The sequence below is a fragment of the Agreia sp. Leaf283 genome, assembly GCF_001422485.1.
GTDB lineage: Bacteria > Actinomycetota > Actinomycetes > Actinomycetales > Microbacteriaceae > Agreia.
The window spans coordinates 87,743-109,593 of record NZ_LMNF01000003.1; the positions used below are offsets into that span (position 1 = coordinate 87,743).

Below are 21,851 nucleotides of genomic sequence, written 5' to 3' on the forward strand. Positions count from 1 at the left end.
GCCATGGAGTGGACGCAGCCGTGGGCCGAGTTCGAATCGCCCGACGACGACTCGGATCGGGTGACCATGCCATCCGTTCCGTCCGACCCTGCGGCTGTGCGGCAGATGTTCGCCGAATACCCGGCCGGCGTCGCGGCGATCTGCGCCGACGTCGATGGGCGCGCGGTGGGCATGATCGTGACCTCGCTGACCGTCGGAGCATCGTTCGACCCTCCGTGCGCACTCGTCTCGATACAGCGTGAATCGCAGACGTGGGTGTCGCTGAAGACCGCCGCACGGATCGGCGTCTCGGTGCTGTCGGAGAACAATACCGAGGCGGTCCGCCGGCTCGCGTCACGCAGCGGAGACCGGTTCGACGGATCCGTGCTCGGCCGCACGGCAGACGGCGCGGTCTTCATCTCCGGCGCGCGCCTCTGGCTCGAGTGTCGGATCCTGAGTGCCATTCCGACCGGTGACCATGTCGTGGTCGTGCTGGAGGTCGTCGGAGCGAGCGCGCATCGAAGCGCCCGACCGCTCATCTATCACACGGGTTCGACCGTGGCCCTGCCGTCGTCCGCCTGAACGACATCTCTGCGAAGCGCCGGCCGCTCAGCGTGCGGTGATCACGATGATGCGCACGCCACTGCGCCCCAGGGGCTGGATGGAGTGCGGAGCCGAGGAGTCGAGCCACGCGGCATCGCCCGCCCGCAGTTCCTGGTCGCGGTCGCCGACGGTGAGCGTCATGCGCCCCTCGAGCACCATGATGATGTCCTCGCCCGAGTGCTGGAAAGGTTCGGGATCCGTCTGCCCCGGCGGATAGCTGGACATGTACGCCTCGATGCGGCGACCCGGTGCTCCGTAGAGCATCCGTGTCGACACGGCCTCGCCCGGGCCCGCGGAGGGCAGGGGCACCCCGTGCTCGGTGAGCCTGGCGCTGTCGTCGTCTTGGGGGAGCAGCTCGGCGGGTCCCGTTCCGAGTGCCTCAGCGATCGCGTAGAGCGAGGCGACGCTGGGCAGGGTGCGACCGTTCTCGACGTCTGACAGCAGCGACTGCGACAGCCCCGCGAGGCTGGCGAGCGCCCGGGTAGTCAGCCCTCGTTCCTCGCGGGCGGTGCGCACGCGGGCTCCGACCCCGAGCTCCCACTCCTCGGCGATCACGAGTGCGCGTCCAGTGCGTCGCGCCCGACGAGGGCGATGAAGGCGGAGCCCGGCACGGCCGACTCCTCAGGGCAGGCGAAGCGATGCGGCACGGTGCCATCCAGCCAGAGGGTGTCGCCGCCCTCCATTCGCAACGGCGGGAGTCCCTCCCGCAGCAGGACGAGCACGCCCTGGAGCAGGACGAGGAACTCTTCGCCCTCGTGCACCACCGGTCGTCGCTCGACCTCTCCGGGAGCGAGCTCGATCCGCACTCCTCGGAGGTCGCCCGTGGTCAGCAGGGGTCGCACAGGGCCCTCGCTGCGCGAGCGTGCCCGCCCGATCTTCGAGGCGGCGACGCGCTCGACGCGGTCGCTGCTGGGCAGGAGGCGTGCGACAGGAACCTCGAGGGCTGCAGCGAGCCGGCCGAGGGTGCGCAGACTCGGGAAGATGCGACCGTTCTCGATGTTCGAGACGAAGGGCTGCGAGGTGCCGATTCGAGCCGCGAGCTCGCGCATGCTGATTCCGAGCAGCACCCGGGCCGCGCGCACTTCGGAGCCGATACCCTCGGCGGCCGACGGGCGGGCATCCGTCGCCGACGCACGGTCTACCGGAAGGCGTTCGCTCACCGTTGCGATCCTACCGAAAGGGGTGAGGCTACTCCTCGCCGATGTCCTCGTTCCACAGCGCCGGATTCGTCTCGATGAATTCGGCCATCATGGCGATGAGCTCGGGGTCGTTGACCACGGTGACGTCGCAGCCGTGCTCCGCGATCCAGTCCTGCCCGCCCAAGAAGTTCTGGTCGTCGCCGACCACGACGCGACCGATACCGAACTGGCGCACGAGGCCCGAGCAGTACCAGCACGGCGAGAGTGTGGTGACCATCACCGTGTCGCGATAGCTGCGCTGGCGGCCGGCATTGTGGAACGCGTTGGTTTCGGCGTGCATCGCCGCGTCGCCGTCTTGAACACGGCGGTTGTGTCCGCTGCCGAGCAGGACCCCTGCGCTGGTGAACAGGGCGGCGCCGATCGGGATGCCGCCTTCCGCGGCCCCCTTCTCGGCCTCGGCCCGGGCGACGGACAGCTTGTCGGCGTCGGTCTCGTAGATCACGCGGAGGCCTCCACTCGCTCGGCCGGCATCGTGGTCGTCTCGGCCGACAGGGGAGGCCCGAGCACCGGCCGGATGATGCGGAAGACGACGACGTACAGCAGCGCGGCGACGACGAAGCCGACCAGTGCTGTGAGGTCGCCGATCTCAGGCGCGACCCGCACGATGAGGCCAACGTAGACGGCCTGGTTGGAGAAGAGCCCGATCGAGACCACCGCCGCGACGACGAACGCGATGATGCCTGCGGGGTTGCGGTACTTGTTCTTCTCGTCGACGACGAGTGCCAGCACGGCCGTGCCCCGGCGAAGCCAGCGGTCGGCGAGAACGATGCCGAGCCAGGGAGCGATCCAGTAGGCGATCACGAGCAGGAAGTTCTCGTAGCTCGCTCCAGCGTCGGGCAGGGCGAGCAGCGCGATCACGAAGCCGAGCACGCCGAAACCGAGCGCGACGATGGCCCGACGGCGCTCGAAGGGGATCTTGATCCCGATCGCGAGGAACGACATCGACCCGGAGTAGATGTTCAGAGCGTTCGCCGAGATGGCGCCCACGGCGATGGCGAGCAGCGTGATCGCCGAGATCCAGCCCGGCATGCCCGCGGTGAACGAGTCGGTGGGGCTGGCGTCGTCGGCCAGGCCGCTGTGAACGACGGTGGCGGATGCCGCGCCCACGATCATGAGAAAACTGGTCGACACGAAATTGCCGAGACCGGATGCGACGGCGATGGTTCTGCGGTTCGTCGCGGCGGGCAGGTAGCGCGTGTAGTCCGCCGCGTAGGGGTTCCAGCCGGCCGTGTAGCCGAACGCAGCGCCGGCCGCGAGCATGAATCCGGCGAAGCCGCCGAAGCCGTCGGTGCCGTCGCCGGCCGCCGGCGCCGCGGTGTCGGCGTTGGCCAGGATGAAGATGCCGGCGATGAGGAAGATGGCGCCCAGCACGAACATCGCGTAGCGCTCGAAGAGCTGCACGATGTCATGGCCGACGAAGGCCACGGTCACCTCGACGACCACAACGATGATCAGGGTGAGAACGGGGCTCAGGCCCGTGAGCGTGGCCAGGGCGAAGGCCCCGCTGATGGAGTTGACGGCGAACCAGCCGAGCCCGGCCATGGCGGTGTTGAGCCCGGCCGGCACGATGTTGCCCCAGAAGCCGAATGCCGTGCGGCCCAGCAGCATCTGGGCGAGACCCTCGCGCGGCCCCCACGTCGACAGGAAGCCCTGGCTCAGGCTGCCCAGGAAATTGCCCAGCAGCACGGCCGCGACGGCCTGCCAGAAGCTCAGCCCGAAGTAGAGAACGGCGATCACACCCACGAAGATCGTGGCGAACTCGAGGTTGGGCGAGGTCCACGTGGCGAACAGCTGCCACGGCGAACCGTGTCGCCTGTTCGACGGAATGGGCTCGATGCCCCCGGGCTCGACGAGTTGCGTTTTCACGGGATCGATCACTGTCATCCTCGGAGCCTAGGACCGCCGAACTCGCCTCGGCCTCCGTTGCGACAACGCGTTACAGGTCATTTACACGATCGAAACGAAAGTGCCTGTCAAGCCCGGCCGGTCTCAGCCGAGCCGAGTATTGGCTATTCCACCATCGATGTCCATGACGGTGCCGTGCACGAACGACGCCTCGTCCGACGCGAGGTAGCGAACGGCGAAGGCGATGTCGACCGGCCGAACCGGGCGGCCGGCGGCCGTTGCTGCAGTCATGACTGCAAGGATCTCCGCGCTGTCGGCGTTGCCCGGAGTGCTTGTCGCGCCTGGTGCGACGGTGTTCACGTTGACTCCCTGAGGCCCGAACTCGGCCGCCCAGGTGCGCGTCATCTGTTCTAGGGCGGCCTTGGAGGCTGTGTAGATGGCGCCGAACGGAACACCCACGCGGGACATCCACGAGCCGATATTGATAATCGAGCCGGTGCCGCGCTCCGCCATCGCGGGGGCGAATTCGGCAACGAGCACGTGGGGTGCACGCACATTGATGGCCAGCACCGCGTCGAGGTCCGCGTCGGAGAGACCCGCCGTCGGCGGCGCGGGGTAGATTCCGGCGTTGTTGACGAGGATGTCAACTCGGCCGCCGAGCGCGTCCGCGGACAGTCTGGCAAAGGTGCGTAGATCGTCGTAGCTGCCGCCCAGATCTGCTGTCACGACATGGGCCGAGCCACCTGCATCGATGATCGACCTCGCGACCGCCAAGGAGCGGGCTTCGTCGCGGCCGTTGATGACGACGGTGGCCCCGGATGCGGCGAGCACTCGGGCGATGGCTTCGCCGATTCCGCTGCTGGAGCCCGTGACGACGGCGGTGCGCCCGGCCAAGCGGGTATCTGTGGGAAGTGATTGGAGAATTTCAGTATTGGACTTCATGGTCCATTCTTAGCATTAACTGGACCCATTGGTCCAATGAGTTACCCTGAACACATGGATTCGTCGAAGATCACCGAGCGAGGGCGTCTGACGCGCCAGCGGATCGTCGAGGCCACGGGAGAGCAGATCCTCGCGTCCGGAATCGGCGGCACCACACTCGACACGGTGCGAGCGGCCACCCTGACCAGCAAGAGCCAGCTGTTCCACTACTTTCCCGGCGGCAAAGCGGAGCTGATCCGTGAGGTCGCCGCATGGGAAGGGCGGCAGCTGCTCGAAGCGCAGGAGCCCGAGATTCATGATCTCGGGTCATGGGAGTCCTGGGAGCGCTGGCGGCGAATGCTTGTCGATTACTACATCGCGCGGGGCCGATGGGCATGTCCGATCGGCTCGCTCGCGACGCAGGCCGCGACCACCGATTCCGTTCTCGCGAGTGCGATCGCGACGACGATGCGCGAGTGGCGGGAGCTGCTCTCCGGCGGGGTTCGGCGCATGAAGACCGCGGGATCGCTCGACGGGTCGGCCGATTCGGAAAGGATCGCCACCGTCATTCTGGCGGCGATCCAGGGCGGTCTCGTGCTCAGTCAACCCGAGCGGTCCGCGTGGCCGCTGGAAGCCGCGCTCGACAACGCCCTGGCGCCGCTTCACCACGTCGCAACCACCCGGTAGGTCTTGACAAGTAACCTTGCACGTATCGATTCCGCACCGATCCAACGCAGGAGCACTATGTCGCGCACCATCAGACTCGCCGTCATTCCCGGAGACGGTATCGGCCCCGAGGTCGTCGCCGAGGCCGTGAAGGTGCTCGACGCCGTGGCCCCCTCCGCGGGCCTCACCGTGGAGAAGACGGAGTTCTCGCTGGGGGCGACCCGTTTTCTCGAGACCGGCGACGTGCTGACCGACGACGACCTCGCATCCATCACGTCGCACGACGCGATTCTTCTCGGCGCCGTCGGGGGAGTACCGGGCGACCCGCGCCTCGCGAACGCCAACATCGAGCGGGGGCTGCTGCTGAAGCTGCGCTTCACACTCGATCACTACGTGAACCTGCGCCCCACCACGATCTACCCCGGCGTCGCCAGCCCGCTGTCGAACCCGGGCGACGTCGACTTCGTGGTCGTGCGCGAGGGAACGGAGGGCCCCTACGTGGGCAACGGCGGTGCCATCCGAGTGGGCACGCCGCAGGAGATCGCCAACGAGGTCTCGATCAACACGGCATTCGGCGTCGAACGCGTCGTGCGCTTCGCCTTCGAGCTGGCCCAGCCGCGCCCCGCAAAGAAGCTCACCCTCGTGCACAAGACCAACGTGCTCACCTTCGCCGGTGGCATCTGGCGTCGGCTCGTCGACACGGTCGGGGCCGAATACCCCGACGTGGCCGTCGACTACCTGCACGTCGACGCGGCCACGATCTTCCTCGTCACCGATCCTGCTAGATTTGACGTCATCGTCACAGACAACCTCTTCGGCGACATCCTCACCGATCTGGCCGGCGCAATCAGCGGCGGAATCGGCCTGGCGGCCTCGGGCAACATCAACCCCGACGGAGCCTTCCCCAGCATGTTCGAGCCGGTCCACGGATCCGCGCCCGACATCGCAGGCAAGCAGATCGCCGACCCCACGGCCGCGATCCTGTCGGTGGCACTTCTCCTCGATCACCTCGGGGTTCCGGATGCCGCGGGCACGGTTCGCGACGCCGTGACGGCCGACATCGCGACCCGGCAGGCAGACCACCCGCGCACGACGAGTGCAGTGGGCGACGCCATCCGCGACGCTGTCGCCGCATCGCTCGCCCGCTGACACCGAACCTTTTCGACTAAGGAACTCGCAATGACCGATCTCGACACCACCTTCCCCCTCACCTTCACCCTCACACCGTCAGAGGCGACGCGGGCCGAGGCTGAGCGCGAGGCCATCCTCGCCGACCCCGGCTTCGGCAAGCACTTCACCGACCACATGGTGCAGATCGACTGGACCCTGTCCGGCGGCTGGCACAACGCCGCCGTCGTGCCGTACGGTCCGCTGCTGCTCGACCCCGCGGCATCCGTTCTGCACTATGCGCAGGAGATCTTCGAGGGCATGAAGGCCTACCGTCACGCCGACGGCTCGATCTGGACCTTCCGCCCCGAGAAGAACGCCGAGCGCCTGCAGCGCTCGGCCCGCCGCCTCGCACTGCCCGAACTGTCGACCGAGGACTTCGTGGAGTCGCTCAAGCAGCTCATCGCGGCCGACGGCGCGTGGGTGCCCGAGGGCGGCGAGACGAGCCTCTACATCCGGCCCTTCATGTTCGCGAACGAGAGCTTCCTCGGTGTGCGCAGCGCCCAGAAGGTGGGCTACTACGTGATCGCGAGCCCCGCCGGAGCGTACTTCCCCGGGGGAGTGACGCCCGTGTCGATCTGGCTGTCGACCGACTACGCCCGGGCCGGTCGCGGCGGCACGGGAGCGGCGAAGACGGGCGGCAACTACGCTTCGTCGCTGCTGCCCCAGGAGGAGGCGTACGAGCACGGCTGCGCCCAGGTGCTGTTCCTCGACTCGTCGGAGGGCAAGTACCTCGAGGAGCTCGGCGGCATGAACGTGTTCCTCGTCAAGAAAGACGGCACGCTCGTCACTCCGGAGTCACCGAGCATCCTCGATGGTGTCACCCGCGACAGCATCATCGAGCTGGCCAAGGCTCGCGGCCACAACGTCGAGCACCGCAGGGTGACGTTCGACGAGTGGCGCGACGGAGTCGAATCCGGCGACGTGGTCGAGGTGTTCGCGTGCGGCACCGCGGCCGTGGTCACACCGATCGCTGCGCTGAAGGGCGCCGACTTCGTGATCGGCGATCCGGATGCTCCGGCCGGCGAGCTCACGATGTCGCTGCGCAAGGAGCTCACCGACATCCAGTACGGGCGCATCCCCGACGTGAACGGCTGGCTGACCCGCCTCGACGCGTAGGCGCCGCGGTTCCCTGAGCTTGTCGAAGGGGGCCGTTCCCTGAGCCTGTCGAAGGGCAGAGCCGCTGGCGCTACTGGCGCTCGCGGTCGTCGGCCATCTCGAGGTAGCCGCTGAGGGCTGCGATGAACTCGTTGCTCGGAACGTGCTCGGGGTCTGCCTGAACCTTCACGTACTCGGCCTGCAGCTCGTCGATGGCCTGGTCGATCTCGAGCACGGCGAGGGCGTTGCGCTGCTCGTTGTCGAGGCTCACGAGGAATCCGATGGCGCGGTCGATGTCGGCTGCTCCGCCGAAGGAATAGTCGGACATGGGTGTGCTCCTCGAGGCTTGCTCACTGACGGGCGAGGGGATGCTCGCCCTTCGATAGCGTAGCGTTCGCACTAGGCTCGGAAGCGTGAAAATTGCGCGCTTTACGGTCAGCGGGGGAGAGCCCCGATTCGGAATCGTCGATGAGACGGAGATCGTCGTTCTCGTGGGCGACCCCATGTTCGTCGGCTACGAGACCACGGAAGAGCGGGTTCCGCTCGATGCCACGGTCAAGCTGCTCGCCCCGGTCATCCCGCGCTCCAAGGTGGTCGCCGTCGGCAAGAACTACGCCGACCACGCCGCGGAGATGGGCGGCGAGGCGCCTACGACCCCGCTGATCTTCCTGAAGCCCAACACGTCCGTGATCGGGCCGGGCGACGCCATCCAGTTGCCGCGTGAGAGCTCGCAGGTCGAGCACGAGGGCGAACTCGCCATCGTGATCGGCAGCATCGCCCGCGACGTGAAGAAAGAGGACTACGCCGACGTCGTCTTCGGGTACACGATCGCGAACGACGTGACCGCCCGCGACATCCAGAAGGCCGACGGCCAGTGGGCCCGCGCGAAGGGGTACGACACGTTCTGCCCGCTGGGCCCGGTCATCGAGACCGAGTTCGACTTCTCGGATGCCGCCATCGAGGTGCGCGTCGACGGCGAGCTGCGCCAGAGCGGCAACACGAGCCAGATGATCCACTCGATCCCGGAGATCATCGCGTTCGCGTCGAGCGTGTGGACCCTGCTGCCGGGCGACGTGATCCTCACGGGCACCCCGGCCGGAGTCGGCCCGTTCACCGACGGACAGAAGGTCGAGGTCTCGATCGAGGGACTCGGCCTGCTGAGCAACCCGGCCAAGAACCGCTGACGCGCCGTTCCCTGACCCAACCCGCCGTTCCCGGAGCCAGCTGCCCGTCCCCTGAGCCCGCTGCCCGTTCCCTGAGCCTGTCGAAGGGCGCCTCACCACCGTGTGACCGGGTTCCTGCCCGGGTGGCTTGCGCGTCGACTCGTCGCAGAAGCACCTTCGTCCATCGGGGAAGGTGCTTCTGCGCCGAGTGGATCAGATGCCTCCCATCGACTCGGCGCAGGCGCACCCAAGGTCAGGGCCTTGTGTGCTTTCGAGGAGATTCGATGCACCTTCCCCCTTCGACAAGCTCAGGGAACGGTGAGGAACGGTGAGGATCGGTGAGAAACGGTGGGGAACGGTGAGGATCGGTAGGATTAGGAGCGTATGTCTGATACCTCCCTGCACCCCGTGTCCACCGCGACCGGCACCGACGTTCGCGTCCGGTTCTGCCCGTCGCCCACCGGTACGCCCCACGTAGGCCTGATCCGCACCGCCCTGTTCAACTGGACGTACGCCAGGCACACGGGCGGCAAGCTCATCTTCCGCATCGAAGACACCGACGCGGCGCGCGACTCGGAGGAGAGCTACGGCCAGCTGCTCGACGCGCTGCGCTGGCTGCGCCTCGACTGGGACGAGGGAATCGACATCGGCGGCCCCGACGCGCCCTACCGCCAGTCGGAGCGCACCGACATCTATCTCGAGGTCATCGAGAAGCTCAAGGCCTCCGGCCACCTCTACGAGAGCTTCTCGACCGCCGAGGAGATCGACGCGCGCAACGAGGCGGCCGGTCGCGCCAAGCAGCTCGGCTACGACAACTTCGACCGCACGCTCACCGAGGAGCAGCGCGAGGCCTTCAAGGCCGAGGGTCGCCAGCCGGCGCTCCGCCTACGCGTTCCCGACACCGAGCTGAGCTTCACCGACCTGGTGCGCGGCGACATCACGTTCCCCGAGGGCTCGTTCACCGACTTCGTGGTCGTGCGCCCGAACGGTGCCCCGCTCTACACGCTCGTGAACCCGGTCGACGATGCATTGATGCACATCACGCACGTGCTGCGCGGAGAAGACCTGCTCTCGTCGACGCCCCGGCAGATCGCGCTGTACCACGCGCTCATCGACATCGGAGTGGCGGAGTGGGTGCCGCAGTTCGGCCACCTGCCCTACGTCATGGGTGACGGCAACAAGAAGCTGTCGAAGCGCGACCCCGAGTCGAACCTGTTCCACCATCGTGACCGCGGCTTTATTCCCGAGGGCCTCGTGAACTACCTGGCCCTGCTGGGCTGGTCGCTGACGCACGATCGCGATGTGTTCTCCATCGACGAGATGGTCGCGGCGTTCGACGTGAAAGACGTCAATCCCAACCCGGCGCGCTTCGACCTCAAGAAGGCGGAGTCGATCAACGGCGACCACATCCGGTTGCTCAACCCTGTCGACTTCGCGGCCCGCACCATTCCCTATCTCGTGCGCGACGGCATCCTGAACGAGCCGCTCAACGACTACGAGGAGCAGCTGCTGCTGAAGGCCGCGCCGCTCGTGCAGGAGCGCATGGCGCTGCTGGGCGACGCGCCGGCGATGCTCGGCTTCCTGTTCGTGCAGGGCGCGAACCTCGAGTACCAGCCGGATGCCCTGGCCGGGCTTCCCGAGAATGCCGGGCTCGTGCTCAGTGCGTCGATGAACGCCCTCGAACTGGTCGAGGAGAGCAACTGGAACGCGGCCGAGATCCAGGCCGCGCTGCAGGCTGCGCTCATCGACGGCCTCGGCCTCAAGCCGCGGGTCGCGTACGGCCCGCTGCGTGTCGCCGCCTCGGGGCGCAAGGTGTCGCCGCCGCTGTTCGAGTCGTTCGAGCTGCTGGGCAAAGCCGAGTCGATCGCTCGCATCGACCGCCTCTCGAGCAAGCTGGGCTAGGCCATGATCGAGATCTCGCGGCCCCAGGCCGCCGCGCCCGTCGAAGGACACGTCGACTGTGTGATCATCGGCGCGGGTCCCGCGGGCATGTCGGCCGGGCTCAACCTCGTGCGGGCCCGCCGCCGCGTGCTTCTCATCGACAGCAATCGGCCCCGGCATTCCGCCACGCTCAAGAGCCACGGCTTCATCACGCGCGACGGCGTTTCGCCGCTCGAGCTGCGCAAGGCCGGCCGGGCCGAGTTCGAGGCGTACCCGGGTGCGCTGTTCCAGCAGGCGCTCGTGTCGAGCGTCTCGGTGTCGGATGCGGCGGGCACCCCGGCGGAGCAGCTGAGAGGCCGGCCCGAGTATCGGGTGCAGGCCACGGCGATCCGTGGTGGGGGAGCGGTCGACGTGACCGCATCCACCGTTCTCATCGCGTCGGGTCTCAGTGAGACCCTGCCCGCACTGCCGAGCGTTCGGGCGTACTACGGCTCGAGCCTGCACAGCTGCGTGGAGTGCGACGGCTTCGAGAAGAGCGACGAGCCCCTCGCGCTGATCGGCGAGAGCGACGACCTCGCCGAGCGGGCGCTGCTGATCTCGCAGTGGTCGAGCGACCTGATCGTGTTCACCAACGGAGTTGGAACCGTCTCCGAGGCCGACGAGGCGTCGCTGGGCGCGCGCGGCATCCGGGTCGAGCGGCGAGCCATCGCCGATGTCGTGGGCGACCGGTCGGGTCTCACGGGCGTGCAGCTGGTCGACGGCGAGGTCATTCCTCGCACGGGCGGCTTCGTTCGCCCGCTGTGGGAGACGAAGCTGGAGTATGCGGCGTCGCTCGAGATCCCCGAGACGGCCGACGGCTGGATCGAGGCCGACGCCGACGGTCGCACCCCGGTGGCCGGCATCTACGCGGCAGGCGACGTGGTTCCTCCTGGTCCGCACCAGCTGATCGTGGCGGCGGGCGAGGGCGCCCGCGCGGCTGCAGTGATCAACCGCTACCTGATCGGCTCGCTGTAGGGCCCGCCGTTCCCTGAGCCTGTCGAAGGGCGGGTGGTCCGTTCCCTGAGCTTGTCGAAGGGGATCCGCCTCGACAGGCTCGACGAACGGATGGTCCGTTCCCTGAGCTTGTCGAAGGACTCCCGTCTCGACAGGCTCGACGAACGGGTGTCCGTCTCGACGAACGGATGGTCCGTTCCCTGAGCTTGTCGAAGGACTCCCGTCTCGACAGGCTCGACGAACGGGGTATCCGTCTCGACGAACGGGCTCACTCGGTTTGAGTGCAGCCCCCGCGTAGGCTAGTGTTGACTCTCGGTCAGGGCTTCGGTTCTGATGCAGTGGGGTATGGTGTAATTGGCAACACGGAAGATTCTGATTCTTTTGTTCTTGGTTCGAGTCCAGGTACCCCAGCAGTAAAGGCCCGATGATTCGGGCCTTTTTTGTTTAAGCCCTCAGCCGATCCAGAGAACGATGCCGGTCGTTCCCGAGAGCACGGCGGCGGTGCCGGCCCGGATGGCGTCGGCGCAGCGCTCCGGGCTGAACGAACTCTCGTCGAAGAGCGTGGCCGAGCCGAGTCCCTCGCCCCGGAAACCGGCGCCCGACCATTCGACCGCGGTGACGTTGTAGGTGGGCTCCGCGAGCTCGGCCCCCAGCACCAGGAACCGCATGTCGAGGTGGTTCGGCGTCACGAGCGAGAGCGGATCGATGAGATCCTGCCCGGCGGTGACGATCAATTCGGGATTCATCTCCATGGCCTCGACGATTCCGTCGATCGGGTTGGCGCCGGTCTCGACGTGGCGCAGGTCGACATCCGACGCCTGTGCCCACTCGGTGACCGCCGTGGTGAGCGTCTGCGTCGTGACGTCGTCGCCGGAGGTGAGGAGCACCACGCGGTATCCGGGTGAGGGCCGCACGTCGGCCCACGAACCGGCCTCCGGTTCCACGGTCGCCTCGGGCGAGGGCGCGACGTCGGGCATGAACCCGGCGTCCGGGGTGCCGATCGGCGTGGTCGCCGGAAGCGGCGAGTTCCAGTCCGCGCTCGCGCATCCCGCGAGACCCAAGACGAGAGATGCCGCGACGACAGCGGCGAGGAGGCGGGCGCGAGGCGGCACGGAGGTTCCTTGCGAAAGAGGGACAGGTCGCCTGAAGAATGCCTCACCGCGGTGTCGGGGTGGTTGCGAACGAGTCCCTTTCTGGCAAACGTTGCGCGCTCCGCGGGCCGTGACATCTGGCCGCAACCTCACCATCTCGGGGTGTTTGCCTGAGTGGTATGGCCCACAACACCAAGCGTTAAGCCAGAGGAAATCTTCAGGCTCGATAGTTCCCGTTGGGCCTGCACGTCGTGGACCCGCACCATCCACATCACATCTTTTTCACCACCTCCTCTTTCAACAGAACGGAAGACTCATGCTTCTGGCAGTCCCCACCCGGCCGAGGGGCCGAGCAGCCCTGTGGCTCTCCGCCGCAGCGGTCAGCGCGGCTCTGGTCCTCGGCGGCTCCCTCGCCGGCCCGACCGTCGCGTATGCGGCCGACACCGCCTCGTACACCGGGATCGTGCTCGGCGTCGGTTCCGACGAGGCCCAGCGCAACATCAGCTGGTACTCCACGGCCGACACCGCCCAGCTCGTGCAGCTCGCACCGAGCACGGCTCTGGTCAACGGCGACTTCGTCACCTCGGTCACCACGTTCGCAGCATCCGGAGCCGCGAACACCACCACCACCGGCTTCAACCGCCACGCCACCCTGTCCGGCCTGACGGAGAACACGCAGTACTCCTACCGCGTCGGCTCCGAGGGCAACTGGTCGACCACGTACTCGTTCAAGACGCAGTCCTTCGAGGGCGACTTCGACTTCCTGTTCTTCGGCGACCCGCAGATCGGATCGTCGGGCAACGTGGCGAAAGACCAGGCGGGCTGGGTCGACACCATGAACGTCGCTCTCTCCGCGAACCCGAACGCCGAGCTGCTCGTGTCGGGCGGCGACCAGGTCGAGACCGCGAACACCGAGCCGCAGTGGGACGCTTTCATGGCGCCCGACCAGCTGCGCCAGTACCCGTGGGCTGCCACGATCGGCAACCACGACGTGGGCGGCAAGGCCTACGAGCAGCACTTCTACACGCCCAACACCGACCGCTCGGCGGCGTACTACCGCAACGGCAACACGGCGACAGACTCGGGCGGAGACYACTGGTACATCTACAAGGATGTGCTCTTCATCGACCTGAACAGCAACAGCTACAACTCGGCCACCGGTGGCGGTGACGCGGCGCACGTGCAGTACGTCACCGACGTCGTCAACGCCCACGGCGCCGACGCGAAGTACACGGTGCTCACCTACCACCACTCGATCTACTCGGCCGCCGACCACGCGAAGGATGCCGACAACAAGGTCCGCCGCGTCGACTTCCCGACCACCTTCTCGAAGCTGGGTGTCGACCTCGTTCTGCAGGGACACGACCACGTGTACACCCGCAGCTATGAGATCGCGAACGGCGAGAAGGCCAACCCCGACGAGCAGCCCGGCCAGAACGACGTGTTCGTGGGTGAGGGCGGCGTCATCTACATGACGGCGAACTCGGCCTCCGGCTCGAAGTACTACGACATCACCGCACCCGACAACAGCGGCACCTCCGGTGCCGGCAATGGTGCGGACCCGCTGAACCCGAGCAACTACTGGTACGACTCCGTCGAGAACCAGGAGCACGTGCGCAGCTACGTCAAGGTGCAGGTCAAGGCCGACGCTCTCGTGGTCGAGGGCATCCGCGCCGGAACCTGTGACGCGCCCAACTCGGCGGTCGAGCTCGGCAAGGTGGGCTGGTGCGGCACCGCGGGCGCCAACGCACCCGTCGACGGCGTCGGTTCGGTCATCGACTCGGTGACCATCCACCCGTACCACGGCGACGGCGAAGACATCCAGGTCGCCGTCCCGGCCGCGGCTCCCGGCGAGTTCGGCTGGACGATCGACGGTCAGAACGGCCTCGTCGACCTCGGCACCGCGCAGGAGAACAACGGCGCGTTCGAGGCGGCCGGCGAGATCAACCCGATCAAGGTGTCCGACACCCGGTCGTCGCTGTCTCCGTGGTCGCTGACCGCCGTGCTCGGCGAGTTCACCGACGGCGACAAGACCTTCTCCGGCAGCTACATGGGCTGGACTCCGAAGGTCGTCACCGACGGAGCGGGCGCCGTCGCAGGCACGTCTGTGGCGTCGGGCTTCGACGACGGCGGCAAGGGCCTGTCGGTCGACCGAGTCCTCGGCTCCGGCGCTCAGGACCACCCGAAGGGCGAGGCGCTTCTCGGAGCGAATCTCGACCTGAAGCTCCCGGTCGACACCGCCAAGGGCAGTTACCGCGCCACCCTGACGCTCACCGCCCTGGCCGGCTGACACTGAGCTGAGCCCACCACGTCCGTGGGGGGAGGGACTAAGTTCCTCCTCCCACGGACATCCCGCTTTTCACCCCCGCATCGCCCCTCACACCGAAGGTCTCCCGTGAACCCACGCTCTCTCTCCACCCGCCCTGGGGCCCGCATCCGCGCGTGGTCCACCGCGTCGCTCGCCGCACTCCTCGTTCTCGCGCCCGTCGTCGCACCCGCCATGGCGGCCGAAACCGATCCGGTCACCTGGACGGTGCGAACCGCCTCCAACGAATACGGGTCGGAGAGAACCAACTACAGCTACACGATCGATCCGGGTGGCACCATCTATGACTCGATCGTCGTCGCCAACCACGGAGTCGACCCCGTGGAACTGGGGGTCTACGCGTCCGACGGTTCCACATCGGAAGACGGGCAGCTCTCTTTGCTCGTCGCCGGAGAGGAGTCGCACGGCGTGGGCGCCTGGATCACCACGGAGAACCCGTCGGTCACGGTCGCGGCCGGCGAGACGGCGACGGTGCCGTTCACGGTCTCCGTGCCCGCCGACGCCACACCGGGAGACTATGCGGGCGGCGTGGTCACCTCACTGACCGTGCCCGACGCCGACGCGGGGGTCAATGTCGACCGGCGGCTCGGCATCCGGGTCAATCTGCGGGTGGGCGGCGAGATCGCGCCGGCGCTGGCCGTGGAGGACATGGCCGTCGCCTGGGGCGGCGGTCTCAACCCGTTCGCGGGTGGCGATGCCACCGTGACGTACACCCTGCACAACTCGGGCAACGCGGCCATCTCGGCCCAGCCGGCCACGCATCTCAGCGGCCCCTTCGGCATGTTCGGCATGGATGCGCCCGCCGTCGACGAGGTGCCCGAATTGCTGCCCGGCGAGTCGTGGACGCAGACGGTGACGCTGCCCGGCGTGGCTCCGCTCTTCGCGCTTCTCGCGTCGACCACCGTCACGCCGTTGGTTCTGGATGCCTCCGGCTCCACCTCGCCGATCGCGGATGTCGCCGGCACGGCGGGCGGACCTGCCATCCCATGGACACTGCTCGCAATCGTGCTGCTGGTGGCCGTCGGCGTGTTCTTCCTGTTCCGTGCACGAGGCGTGCGCAAGAAGTCGGCCGAGAAGCGGCGCGAGGCCGAGGTCGACGCGGCCGTCGCCAAGGCGCTCGAGCAGGAGCGGGCGAAGGCCGGCGCGGCAGCCGAGTAGCCGCACGCGAAGAAGGGCCCCGCCGGTCGTGATCGGCGGGGCCCCTTCTGTGTCAGATGACGAACGAGTCAGTGAACATCGTCGATCGGGCGGATCAGCTCGCGCGCTGGCGGGCTCGACGGTGGCGTGCCGTGATCAGCACCGTGCCCGCGACGGTCATTCCCAGAGCCAGCAGGGCACCGGGCCATAGCGACGACCAGTCGGCACCGGTGTCAGGGAGTTCGCCGGTAGGGCCGCCGTGATGGGGTGCTGGCGAGGGCGACGGCGGCGGAGCCGGAGTCGCGGTCGGAGTCGCCGTGGGGGAGGTCGTCGGAGGAATCCCCGAGCGGTCAGGGATGCGCACTCCGATTTCCTCGGACTGCGAGGAGGCCGGGTCGTCGTCGTCGGCGGCGAACGCGAATGCCGTGGCGGAGGGCGCGAGCAGCGCGGCCGCCAGCGCGAGGGCGCCGATTCCGCGCAGTGGGGTCGCGGCGCATCGACGGAGTCGTCTCATCATGGGAGCGGCTGACGGGGAGTTCACGGCTGAAGCACCTCCGTGCGCGTCTCCTCCGCGCGTGCGTTCTCGGGGCGCCGAGTGCGCGCGAAGTACCACAGCCCCACCACGATCACGACGAGTGCGAGGTAGAAGGCGATCGGGAAGCGGGCGATCTGGTCGAACACGGGCTGCAATACCGAGTTCTGATCCGTGCTGATGCCGACGATCCACGCAGCGGCGGCGATGATCGCGATCCCCGCGACGACCGTGCGGAATCCGCCGAAGACGCGTGCGTGCGACAGAAGGATGAGCAGCGGAAGCACGAGCACCGCGGCGATGAGCTGCGCCAGCTCCACACCCACATTGAACCCGAGGATCGCCAGGATCTTCTCGCCGAAACCGAGGTTGAGGTCGAGGATCGTCGTGGCGAACGCGGTGCCGTGCACCAGACCGAACAGCCCGGCGATGAGCAGCTCTCCCCGCGGAACGATCGGGCGGATGGCGTGGATCGCGGCGACGATGATCGACACGGCCACCAGGATCTCGACGGGCTTCGTGGGAAAGGAGATGAGGCCGAGTGACACGAGCGCGAGCGTCACGAGATGACCGACCGTGAAGCAGCTGATGATGAGGGCCGCGCGGCCGATGGTCTTCTTCAGCGGTATCGGCTGGTTCCAGCGGTATCCCCGTTTCGCACGAGAAGCGAGTGAGGGCGCGACGACGAGGAGCGTCGACAGGAAGAGCAGGTGATCGGTGCCCTCCGCGATGTGGAGCATGCCGAGCCAGATGACGGAGAAGAAGCCGTTCGCCGGTGCGGGGGAGCTGCGGTCGAGCGTCACCTCGGTGACCCCGCCCCCGAGTACGGCGACAACCTCGGGGTCGCCCTCGGCGATCTGCCCGTTGTTCCAGTCACTCACCAGGGCCACATAGACCTGATGTGCCGGAACCACGTCGAGGATGAAGGAGTAGTCGAGAGTGATCGCCCCCTCGATGCTGCGTCCCGGGTCCGCAAACCGCACCGTCGTCTCGATCGCATTCTCCCCGTTGACGGGCACGAGTTCGGGGCTTGCGACCACGGTCGGAGTGAGAGCGGAGACGCCGTCCGCCACGCTGACGCGATGGAGGATGAACGTCATGAGGTTGTCCGCCACCGCGTCGAGCGCGGCCTGGTCTGTGACCTCGTACCCCGTCGCCGCCGTGAACCCGGCCTCCTGAATCTGCATCGTGATCTCGACCGCATCCGACTGGATCGTGACGAGAAGACCCGTGGTGCCGGCCGGATGCGCGGACGCGCTCCAGGCGGGAAGGAACACGAGCGCCATCGCGACCGCGACCAGCGGCGCGATCATCCAGCGTCGGATGCGTCTCACGGGAGTCAGGGTCACAGAGGCACGGTAGTTGCTTCGAATTGCCGGTCGGTTCTTTCCGGCGAACGGAAGGAGAACGGTGGGCGACGCGTTGTGCGGCGAGGTACGAACCGAGCTCGGAGAGATCTCAGCGAACTGAACGAGCCCCTACTAGCCTTGGATACGAGTCCAAAGGAGTGGTCGATTGTCAGAACGTCTCTACAGAACCGGCCTCATCGTGCTGGGCGTGCTGGGCCTGGCGCTCACCCCGCTCACCGCGATGGGCATCGTGTCGCCGGCCTTCGGCGGAGCCGCATTGGCCGTTCTGGTCGCGTGGATCGTCTTTCGGGCAGCGACGACGGCGCGGAGTCGGCCCCGATAAGACGTTCATCCTGGGTCTGGCTTCGGGATAGACCCCGGGATATATTGAGACGGAGAGATGGAGGGATTCATGACCGACGCAGCCACGCGCATCCGCTCCGCTCGGGCGACTGCGGGAATGACGCAGGCCCATCTGGCCGCGCTCTCAGGGGTCTCACAACCGAAACTCTCCGCGTACGAGCGTGGAGTCATCAGGCCGGAACCGGCAACTGTCGAGCGGATACTCTCCGTAGCCAAACAGCGTCCCTCTGAGGTGCTCGAAGCGCATGCAGACGACGTCATCGCACTAGGTCAGAAGTATCACATCCTGCAGGTGAAGGTGTTCGGATCTGCCGTGCACGGAACCGATACGCCCATGTCCGACGTCGATCTGCTCGTGTCATTCAGCGATGAGGCCAGCCTGCTCGACGAAGCCGGGTTCGAACGCGAGGCGTCGGAGCTGCTCGGGTACCCAGTCGACGTGGTGAGCGATCGGGCGGCCCCCAACCCGATACTCGACCGGATCATGGCGGAAGCCGTGCCACTGTGACCGACGAACAAAGGGCGCGGTTTCGGGCCATTGATCCCGACGATGCGCGCCCTGCTCAGCTCAAAGTGTCGGTGACGGCCGAGCTCGTCATGCACATGCAGGAACTCGTCGACGATTCGGCTGCCATCGTCGAGGCGGGAGCGGATGTCTTTCTCAGCGACGGCGGCAGGCTCGCTCGGCACGCGGCTGACGCGATCATCATCAAATTTCACGAGCTGGCAGACCGGATGCCGACGGAGGTGCAGGAAAGACATCCGGATATCAGCTGGACTGATCTCCGGGGAATGCGGAACAGGCTCGGTCACAATTACCGCCAGACGGACTATCGGATCGTCTGGACCACTCTCACGAAGGACCTGCCTGCCATTGCCGCAAGCTTGAGAGGCGAGTCGTAAGAGGGTTCATGTCGGGCCATTCAGCCCGTCGTTCCCCGCACGTCACCTGCCGTTCATGTGGTGGCGGCAGTGTTGCGGCGTGCTGAAACCCTTATCGCGACCCCTCGCCCTCACCGTTGGATCCACCGTGCTGCTCGCGGGCCTCTTCGCCTTTCCTGCCGCGGCGACAGCCGACGTCGGCTCCCAGGCGAGGAGCGAGGTCGAGGCCGCCGCCGCCGCCAGCGACCTCCGCATCAACGAGATCGAGACAGATGGCTCGCCCGACTGGGTCGAGGTCATCAACACGAGTACGGAGCCGCTCGACGCATCCGGTGTCGTGCTGACCGGCCGCGCGAACGCCGTGACCATCACGCTGCCCAGCGGAACCACTATCCAACCCGGAGCGGTCTACGTCGCCGAGAGCTCGACCTTCAAGCTCAAGAAGGGCGACAAGGTCAGCCTGCTCGCGTCTGACGGCACCACGCTGCTCGACTCCTACGAGTGGGGCGACTTCCACCTCGACACCTACGGACGCGTTCCGAACGGCACCGGCGAGTTCGTGAAGCAGACCACGCCGTCGAAGGGCGAGCTCAACCCCGTCGCGACCGACCCGGGCGAAGAGCCGGGCGAGGGCGGCGACGACACAGGGTGGGAGTCCATCAAACTCAACGAGGTGACGTCGGCCAACGACGACCCCACCCACGACGCCTACGAGCTCGTGAACACGGGTGACACCGACGTCGACGTCTCGTCCTTCCTTCAGGCCGACAGCACCAGCCTCCCGGCCGCGATCGAGGCGCCCAACGGCACCGTCGTTCCCGCGCACGGCTACCTCGTGCTGCTCTCGAACCAGGGCTTGAGTTCGGGTGGCGACTCCGTGAAGGTCTACCGGGCCGACGGATCCACCATCGTCGACACGGTCGGATGGGGCAACGCCGACGCGCAGCCCGGATCCTGGTCGCGCTGTGCCGACGCGACGGGCGCCTGGGCGCACACCGCCTCGTCCAGCTTCGGATCCTCCAACGCCACCGCGTGCGCCGGCGAGATCATTCCGCCGAGCATCCCGGGCGGCGGCGAGGTCTCGTGCCAGACCGAGGCGCCCTCGGGCAGCGGTGATCCCGTCGTCGGCGGCATCGCATGGCCCGGTAGCCAGAACCCTGTCGTCTCCGACAACGAGTGCCAGTTCGTCACCCCGGTCTCGGGCCAGGATGTCTCGGGTCTCGATATCGATCCGAGCGCGCCCGACGTGATGTGGGCCGTCAAGAACAAGAGCCACGTCTACCGTCTCGTCAAGAGCGGAGCGCTGTGGGTGCCCGACACCACGAACGGGTGGTCGACAGGCAAGGATCTCGTCTTCCCGAACGGCGGCGGCCAGCCCGACTCCGAAGGCATCACGGTCGGTCCCGACGGCTTGCTCTACGTCACGACCGAGCGCGACAACGCGGCGAGCGGTGTGCCACTCGAGAGCGTCCTGCGCTTCGACCCGACCGAGTCGGGAGCGGTTCTGCACCCGACCCAGCAGTGGGTGCTGACTGCCGACCTGGCCGACGTCATCGACCAGGTCAAGGCTGACTCCAACCTCGGCTTCGAGGGCATCACGTGGGTTCCTGACTCCTACCTCACTGCGAACGCCTTCGTCGACCAGAGCACGATGAAGGCGTACGACCCGCAGGACTACCCGGGCCACGGCACGGGCCTGTTCTTCGGTGCACTCGAGAAGAACGGCCACCTCTACGCCTACGCACTCAAGAGTGACGGCACCTTCCAGCGCATCGCCTCGATCGACACGGGTCTTCCGATGATCCAGGAGACGCAGTGGGATGCAGACTCGCAGCGCATCTGGGCGGTGGCCGACAACTCGTCCGCCGGTTCCACGACGCTGCTCAAGATCGACGCGAACGGTGCGTTCGTCGTCGACCGCATCTACAACCGCCCGACGGGCCTGCCGGACTACAACAACGAGGGCTTCGCCATCGCGCCGAGCTCGACCTGTGTCGACGGCGTCAAGGAGGTCATTCGGGCCGATGACGGCAACAACGGCGGACACTCCCTGTGGTCGGGCACGATCTCGTGCGACCTCGCACTCGGCCCGCAGGGTCCGAACCCGCCCGCCGAGTCGACGCCGACCGTCACCGCGACGCCGTCGACGGTTCGGGCCGGCGGCACGACGACGATCGTCGCGTCGGGTCTCGAACCGGATGCGGAGTACACGATCGTGCTGCGCTCAGAGCCGGTGACACTCGGTCGCGTGGTCGCCGACGCCGATGGCGCGCTGACGCTGCGCGACGCGCGCATCCCGGCCGACACGACCGCCGGAGCCCACACGATCACGCTGGCCGCGACATCCGACCCGTCTGTCGTAGTGGCCAGCACCCCGATCGCGGTGACGGCAGCCGCCACGGCGCCGTCGGGAACCGGCCCGACGCCGGCGAACGGCGTCGCCAAGCCGAGCAGTCTCGCATCGACCGGCGCCCAGCCGCTGCCCGTCATCGCTGCGGGTGCACTCTTCCTGATGCTCGGTGCGGGCCTCGTGGTCGCCCGCCGTCGGGCGCGCGGCACCCAGGCCTGATAGGACCGATATGACAGTCGCGGGGCCCCGAACTAGGGCCTCGCGGCTGTCGTCGCTGTGTTGCTCTGGGCGACGACCTTAGGCTGT

At 67.4% G+C, this 21,851-nt stretch carries 22 protein-coding genes and 1 tRNA gene; 14 read left to right on the forward strand and 9 right to left on the reverse strand.

Going from position 1 to position 21,851, the window contains the following annotated elements; all coding sequences use genetic code 11:
- Window positions 1–3 precede the first annotated feature (3 nt).
- Window positions 4–561: a flavin reductase family protein gene (locus tag ASF51_RS14020; protein ID WP_055931084.1), complete on the forward strand. Its 558-nt coding sequence runs from the start codon at window positions 4–6 to the stop codon at window positions 559–561.
- A gap of 27 nt (window positions 562–588) precedes the next feature.
- Here ASF51_RS14020 and ASF51_RS14025 read toward each other — a convergent pair whose 3' ends face one another.
- The 5 genes from ASF51_RS14025 to ASF51_RS14045 all read right to left on the reverse strand — a co-directional run bounded on the left by ASF51_RS14025 (window position 589) and on the right by ASF51_RS14045 (window position 4,568).
- Window positions 589–1,137 (reverse strand): helix-turn-helix domain-containing protein, encoded by a 549-nt coding sequence (locus ASF51_RS14025; RefSeq protein WP_055931087.1) that lies wholly within the window; start codon window positions 1,135–1,137, stop codon window positions 589–591.
- A complete protein-coding gene (locus ASF51_RS14030; RefSeq protein WP_055931091.1) occupies window positions 1,134–1,742 on the reverse strand; it encodes a helix-turn-helix transcriptional regulator in 609 nt (202 codons plus the stop codon). The genes ASF51_RS14025 and ASF51_RS14030 overlap by 4 nt, the downstream gene beginning before the upstream one ends.
- A 28-nt stretch (window positions 1,743–1,770) precedes the next feature.
- On the reverse strand, window positions 1,771–2,223 hold the full coding sequence (locus ASF51_RS14035) for a nucleoside deaminase (RefSeq protein ID WP_055931094.1): 453 nt from the start codon (window positions 2,221–2,223) through the stop codon (window positions 1,771–1,773).
- The gene (locus ASF51_RS14040) at window positions 2,220–3,665 is read right to left on the reverse strand and encodes a cytosine permease (RefSeq protein WP_055931097.1); all 1,446 of its coding nucleotides are present in this window, start codon (window positions 3,663–3,665) and stop codon (window positions 2,220–2,222) included. The genes ASF51_RS14035 and ASF51_RS14040 overlap by 4 nt, the downstream gene beginning before the upstream one ends.
- A 105-nt stretch (window positions 3,666–3,770) precedes the next feature.
- Entirely contained in the window at window positions 3,771–4,568 is a 798-nt protein-coding gene (locus ASF51_RS14045) for an SDR family NAD(P)-dependent oxidoreductase (RefSeq protein WP_055931100.1), read from the reverse strand.
- A gap of 54 nt (window positions 4,569–4,622) precedes the next feature.
- Between ASF51_RS14045 and ASF51_RS14050 the strand changes: the two genes are divergently transcribed.
- The 3 genes from ASF51_RS14050 to ASF51_RS14060 are packed head-to-tail and all read left to right on the forward strand — an operon-like array spanning window position 4,623 to window position 7,499.
- A complete protein-coding gene (locus tag ASF51_RS14050; RefSeq protein ID WP_055931103.1) occupies window positions 4,623–5,234 on the forward strand; it encodes a TetR/AcrR family transcriptional regulator in 612 nt (203 codons plus the stop codon).
- 57 nt (window positions 5,235–5,291) lie between these two features.
- A complete protein-coding gene (locus ASF51_RS14055) occupies window positions 5,292–6,362 on the forward strand; it encodes a 3-isopropylmalate dehydrogenase (protein ID WP_055931106.1) in 1,071 nt (356 codons plus the stop codon).
- Between the two features lie 30 nt (window positions 6,363–6,392).
- Window positions 6,393–7,499 carry a branched-chain amino acid aminotransferase gene (locus ASF51_RS14060; RefSeq protein ID WP_055931109.1) on the forward strand — a complete coding sequence of 369 codons (1,107 nt, stop codon included), beginning with the start codon at window positions 6,393–6,395 and terminating at the stop codon, window positions 7,497–7,499.
- A gap of 70 nt (window positions 7,500–7,569) precedes the next feature.
- Here ASF51_RS14060 and ASF51_RS14065 read toward each other — a convergent pair whose 3' ends face one another.
- Window positions 7,570–7,806, reverse strand: coding sequence for a hypothetical protein (locus ASF51_RS14065; protein WP_055931112.1), 237 nt, complete (start codon window positions 7,804–7,806; stop codon window positions 7,570–7,572).
- A gap of 85 nt (window positions 7,807–7,891) precedes the next feature.
- Between ASF51_RS14065 and ASF51_RS14070 the strand changes: the two genes are divergently transcribed.
- The 4 genes from ASF51_RS14070 to ASF51_RS14085 all read left to right on the forward strand — a co-directional run bounded on the left by ASF51_RS14070 (window position 7,892) and on the right by ASF51_RS14085 (window position 11,926).
- Window positions 7,892–8,662: a fumarylacetoacetate hydrolase family protein gene (locus ASF51_RS14070; protein ID WP_055931115.1), complete on the forward strand. Its 771-nt coding sequence runs from the start codon at window positions 7,892–7,894 to the stop codon at window positions 8,660–8,662.
- 363 nt (window positions 8,663–9,025) lie between these two features.
- Window positions 9,026–10,543, forward strand: coding sequence for a glutamate--tRNA ligase (gltX, locus tag ASF51_RS14075; protein WP_055931118.1), 1,518 nt, complete (start codon window positions 9,026–9,028; stop codon window positions 10,541–10,543).
- A gap of 3 nt (window positions 10,544–10,546) precedes the next feature.
- Window positions 10,547–11,536 (forward strand): NAD(P)/FAD-dependent oxidoreductase, encoded by a 990-nt coding sequence (locus ASF51_RS14080; RefSeq protein WP_055931121.1) that lies wholly within the window; start codon window positions 10,547–10,549, stop codon window positions 11,534–11,536.
- Window positions 11,537–11,854: 318 nt separating this feature from the next.
- Window positions 11,855–11,926 (forward strand) — tRNA-Gln (locus ASF51_RS14085).
- 41 nt (window positions 11,927–11,967) lie between these two features.
- On the opposite strand, the gene ASF51_RS14090 is transcribed toward ASF51_RS14085, so the two are convergent.
- Window positions 11,968–12,627, reverse strand: a complete 660-nt coding sequence (locus tag ASF51_RS14090) for a hypothetical protein (RefSeq protein ID WP_055931124.1) — start codon at window positions 12,625–12,627, stop codon at window positions 11,968–11,970.
- Window positions 12,628–12,922: 295 nt separating this feature from the next.
- On the opposite strand from ASF51_RS14090, the gene ASF51_RS14095 reads away from it, so the two are divergent.
- Window positions 12,923–14,896: a metallophosphoesterase family protein gene (locus tag ASF51_RS14095; RefSeq protein WP_055931127.1), complete on the forward strand. Its 1,974-nt coding sequence runs from the start codon at window positions 12,923–12,925 to the stop codon at window positions 14,894–14,896.
- 105 nt (window positions 14,897–15,001) lie between these two features.
- Window positions 15,002–16,090 carry a WxL protein peptidoglycan domain-containing protein gene (locus ASF51_RS14100; RefSeq protein ID WP_082480054.1) on the forward strand — a complete coding sequence of 363 codons (1,089 nt, stop codon included), beginning with the start codon at window positions 15,002–15,004 and terminating at the stop codon, window positions 16,088–16,090.
- Window positions 16,091–16,184: 94 nt separating this feature from the next.
- On the opposite strand, the gene ASF51_RS14105 is transcribed toward ASF51_RS14100, so the two are convergent.
- Window positions 16,185–16,610, reverse strand: coding sequence for a hypothetical protein (locus tag ASF51_RS14105; RefSeq protein ID WP_055931130.1), 426 nt, complete (start codon window positions 16,608–16,610; stop codon window positions 16,185–16,187).
- Window positions 16,607–17,950: a HupE/UreJ family protein gene (locus tag ASF51_RS14110; protein WP_055931133.1), complete on the reverse strand. Its 1,344-nt coding sequence runs from the start codon at window positions 17,948–17,950 to the stop codon at window positions 16,607–16,609. Before ASF51_RS14110 ends, ASF51_RS14105 begins: the two co-directional genes overlap by 4 nt.
- Window positions 17,951–18,116: 166 nt before the next feature.
- Between ASF51_RS14110 and ASF51_RS19175 the strand changes: the two genes are divergently transcribed.
- The 4 genes from ASF51_RS19175 to ASF51_RS14125 all read left to right on the forward strand — a co-directional run bounded on the left by ASF51_RS19175 (window position 18,117) and on the right by ASF51_RS14125 (window position 21,764).
- Entirely contained in the window at window positions 18,117–18,293 is a 177-nt protein-coding gene (locus ASF51_RS19175) for a hypothetical protein (RefSeq protein WP_157412170.1), read from the forward strand.
- A gap of 69 nt (window positions 18,294–18,362) precedes the next feature.
- Window positions 18,363–18,821, forward strand: coding sequence for a helix-turn-helix domain-containing protein (locus ASF51_RS14115; protein ID WP_157412171.1), 459 nt, complete (start codon window positions 18,363–18,365; stop codon window positions 18,819–18,821).
- A complete protein-coding gene (locus tag ASF51_RS14120) occupies window positions 18,818–19,216 on the forward strand; it encodes a DUF86 domain-containing protein (protein ID WP_055931138.1) in 399 nt (132 codons plus the stop codon). The genes ASF51_RS14115 and ASF51_RS14120 overlap by 4 nt, the downstream gene beginning before the upstream one ends.
- 79 nt (window positions 19,217–19,295) lie before the next feature.
- Entirely contained in the window at window positions 19,296–21,764 is a 2,469-nt protein-coding gene (locus ASF51_RS14125) for a lamin tail domain-containing protein (RefSeq protein WP_162236964.1), read from the forward strand.
- Window positions 21,765–21,851 lie beyond the last annotated feature (87 nt).

Bases quoted from the DNA above. Each gene is read 5' to 3' on its own strand.
- ASF51_RS14020 (WP_055931084.1), top strand. From the start codon at position 4: ATGGAGTGGACGCAGCCGTGGGCCGAGTTCGAATCGCCCGACGACGAC.
- ASF51_RS14040 (WP_055931097.1), bottom strand. From the start codon at position 3,665: ATGACAGTGATCGATCCCGTGAAAACGCAACTCGTCGAGCCCGGGGGC.
- ASF51_RS14045 (WP_055931100.1), bottom strand. From the start codon at position 4,568: ATGAAGTCCAATACTGAAATTCTCCAATCACTTCCCACAGATACCCGC.
- ASF51_RS14050 (WP_055931103.1), top strand. From the start codon at position 4,623: ATGGATTCGTCGAAGATCACCGAGCGAGGGCGTCTGACGCGCCAGCGG.
- ASF51_RS14055 (WP_055931106.1), top strand. From the start codon at position 5,292: ATGTCGCGCACCATCAGACTCGCCGTCATTCCCGGAGACGGTATCGGC.
- ASF51_RS14060 (WP_055931109.1), top strand. From the start codon at position 6,393: ATGACCGATCTCGACACCACCTTCCCCCTCACCTTCACCCTCACACCG.
- ASF51_RS14065 (WP_055931112.1), bottom strand. From the start codon at position 7,806: ATGTCCGACTATTCCTTCGGCGGAGCAGCCGACATCGACCGCGCCATC.
- gltX (WP_055931118.1), top strand. From the start codon at position 9,026: ATGTCTGATACCTCCCTGCACCCCGTGTCCACCGCGACCGGCACCGAC.
- ASF51_RS14080 (WP_055931121.1), top strand. From the start codon at position 10,547: ATGATCGAGATCTCGCGGCCCCAGGCCGCCGCGCCCGTCGAAGGACAC.
- ASF51_RS14115 (WP_157412171.1), top strand. From the start codon at position 18,363: ATGACCGACGCAGCCACGCGCATCCGCTCCGCTCGGGCGACTGCGGGA.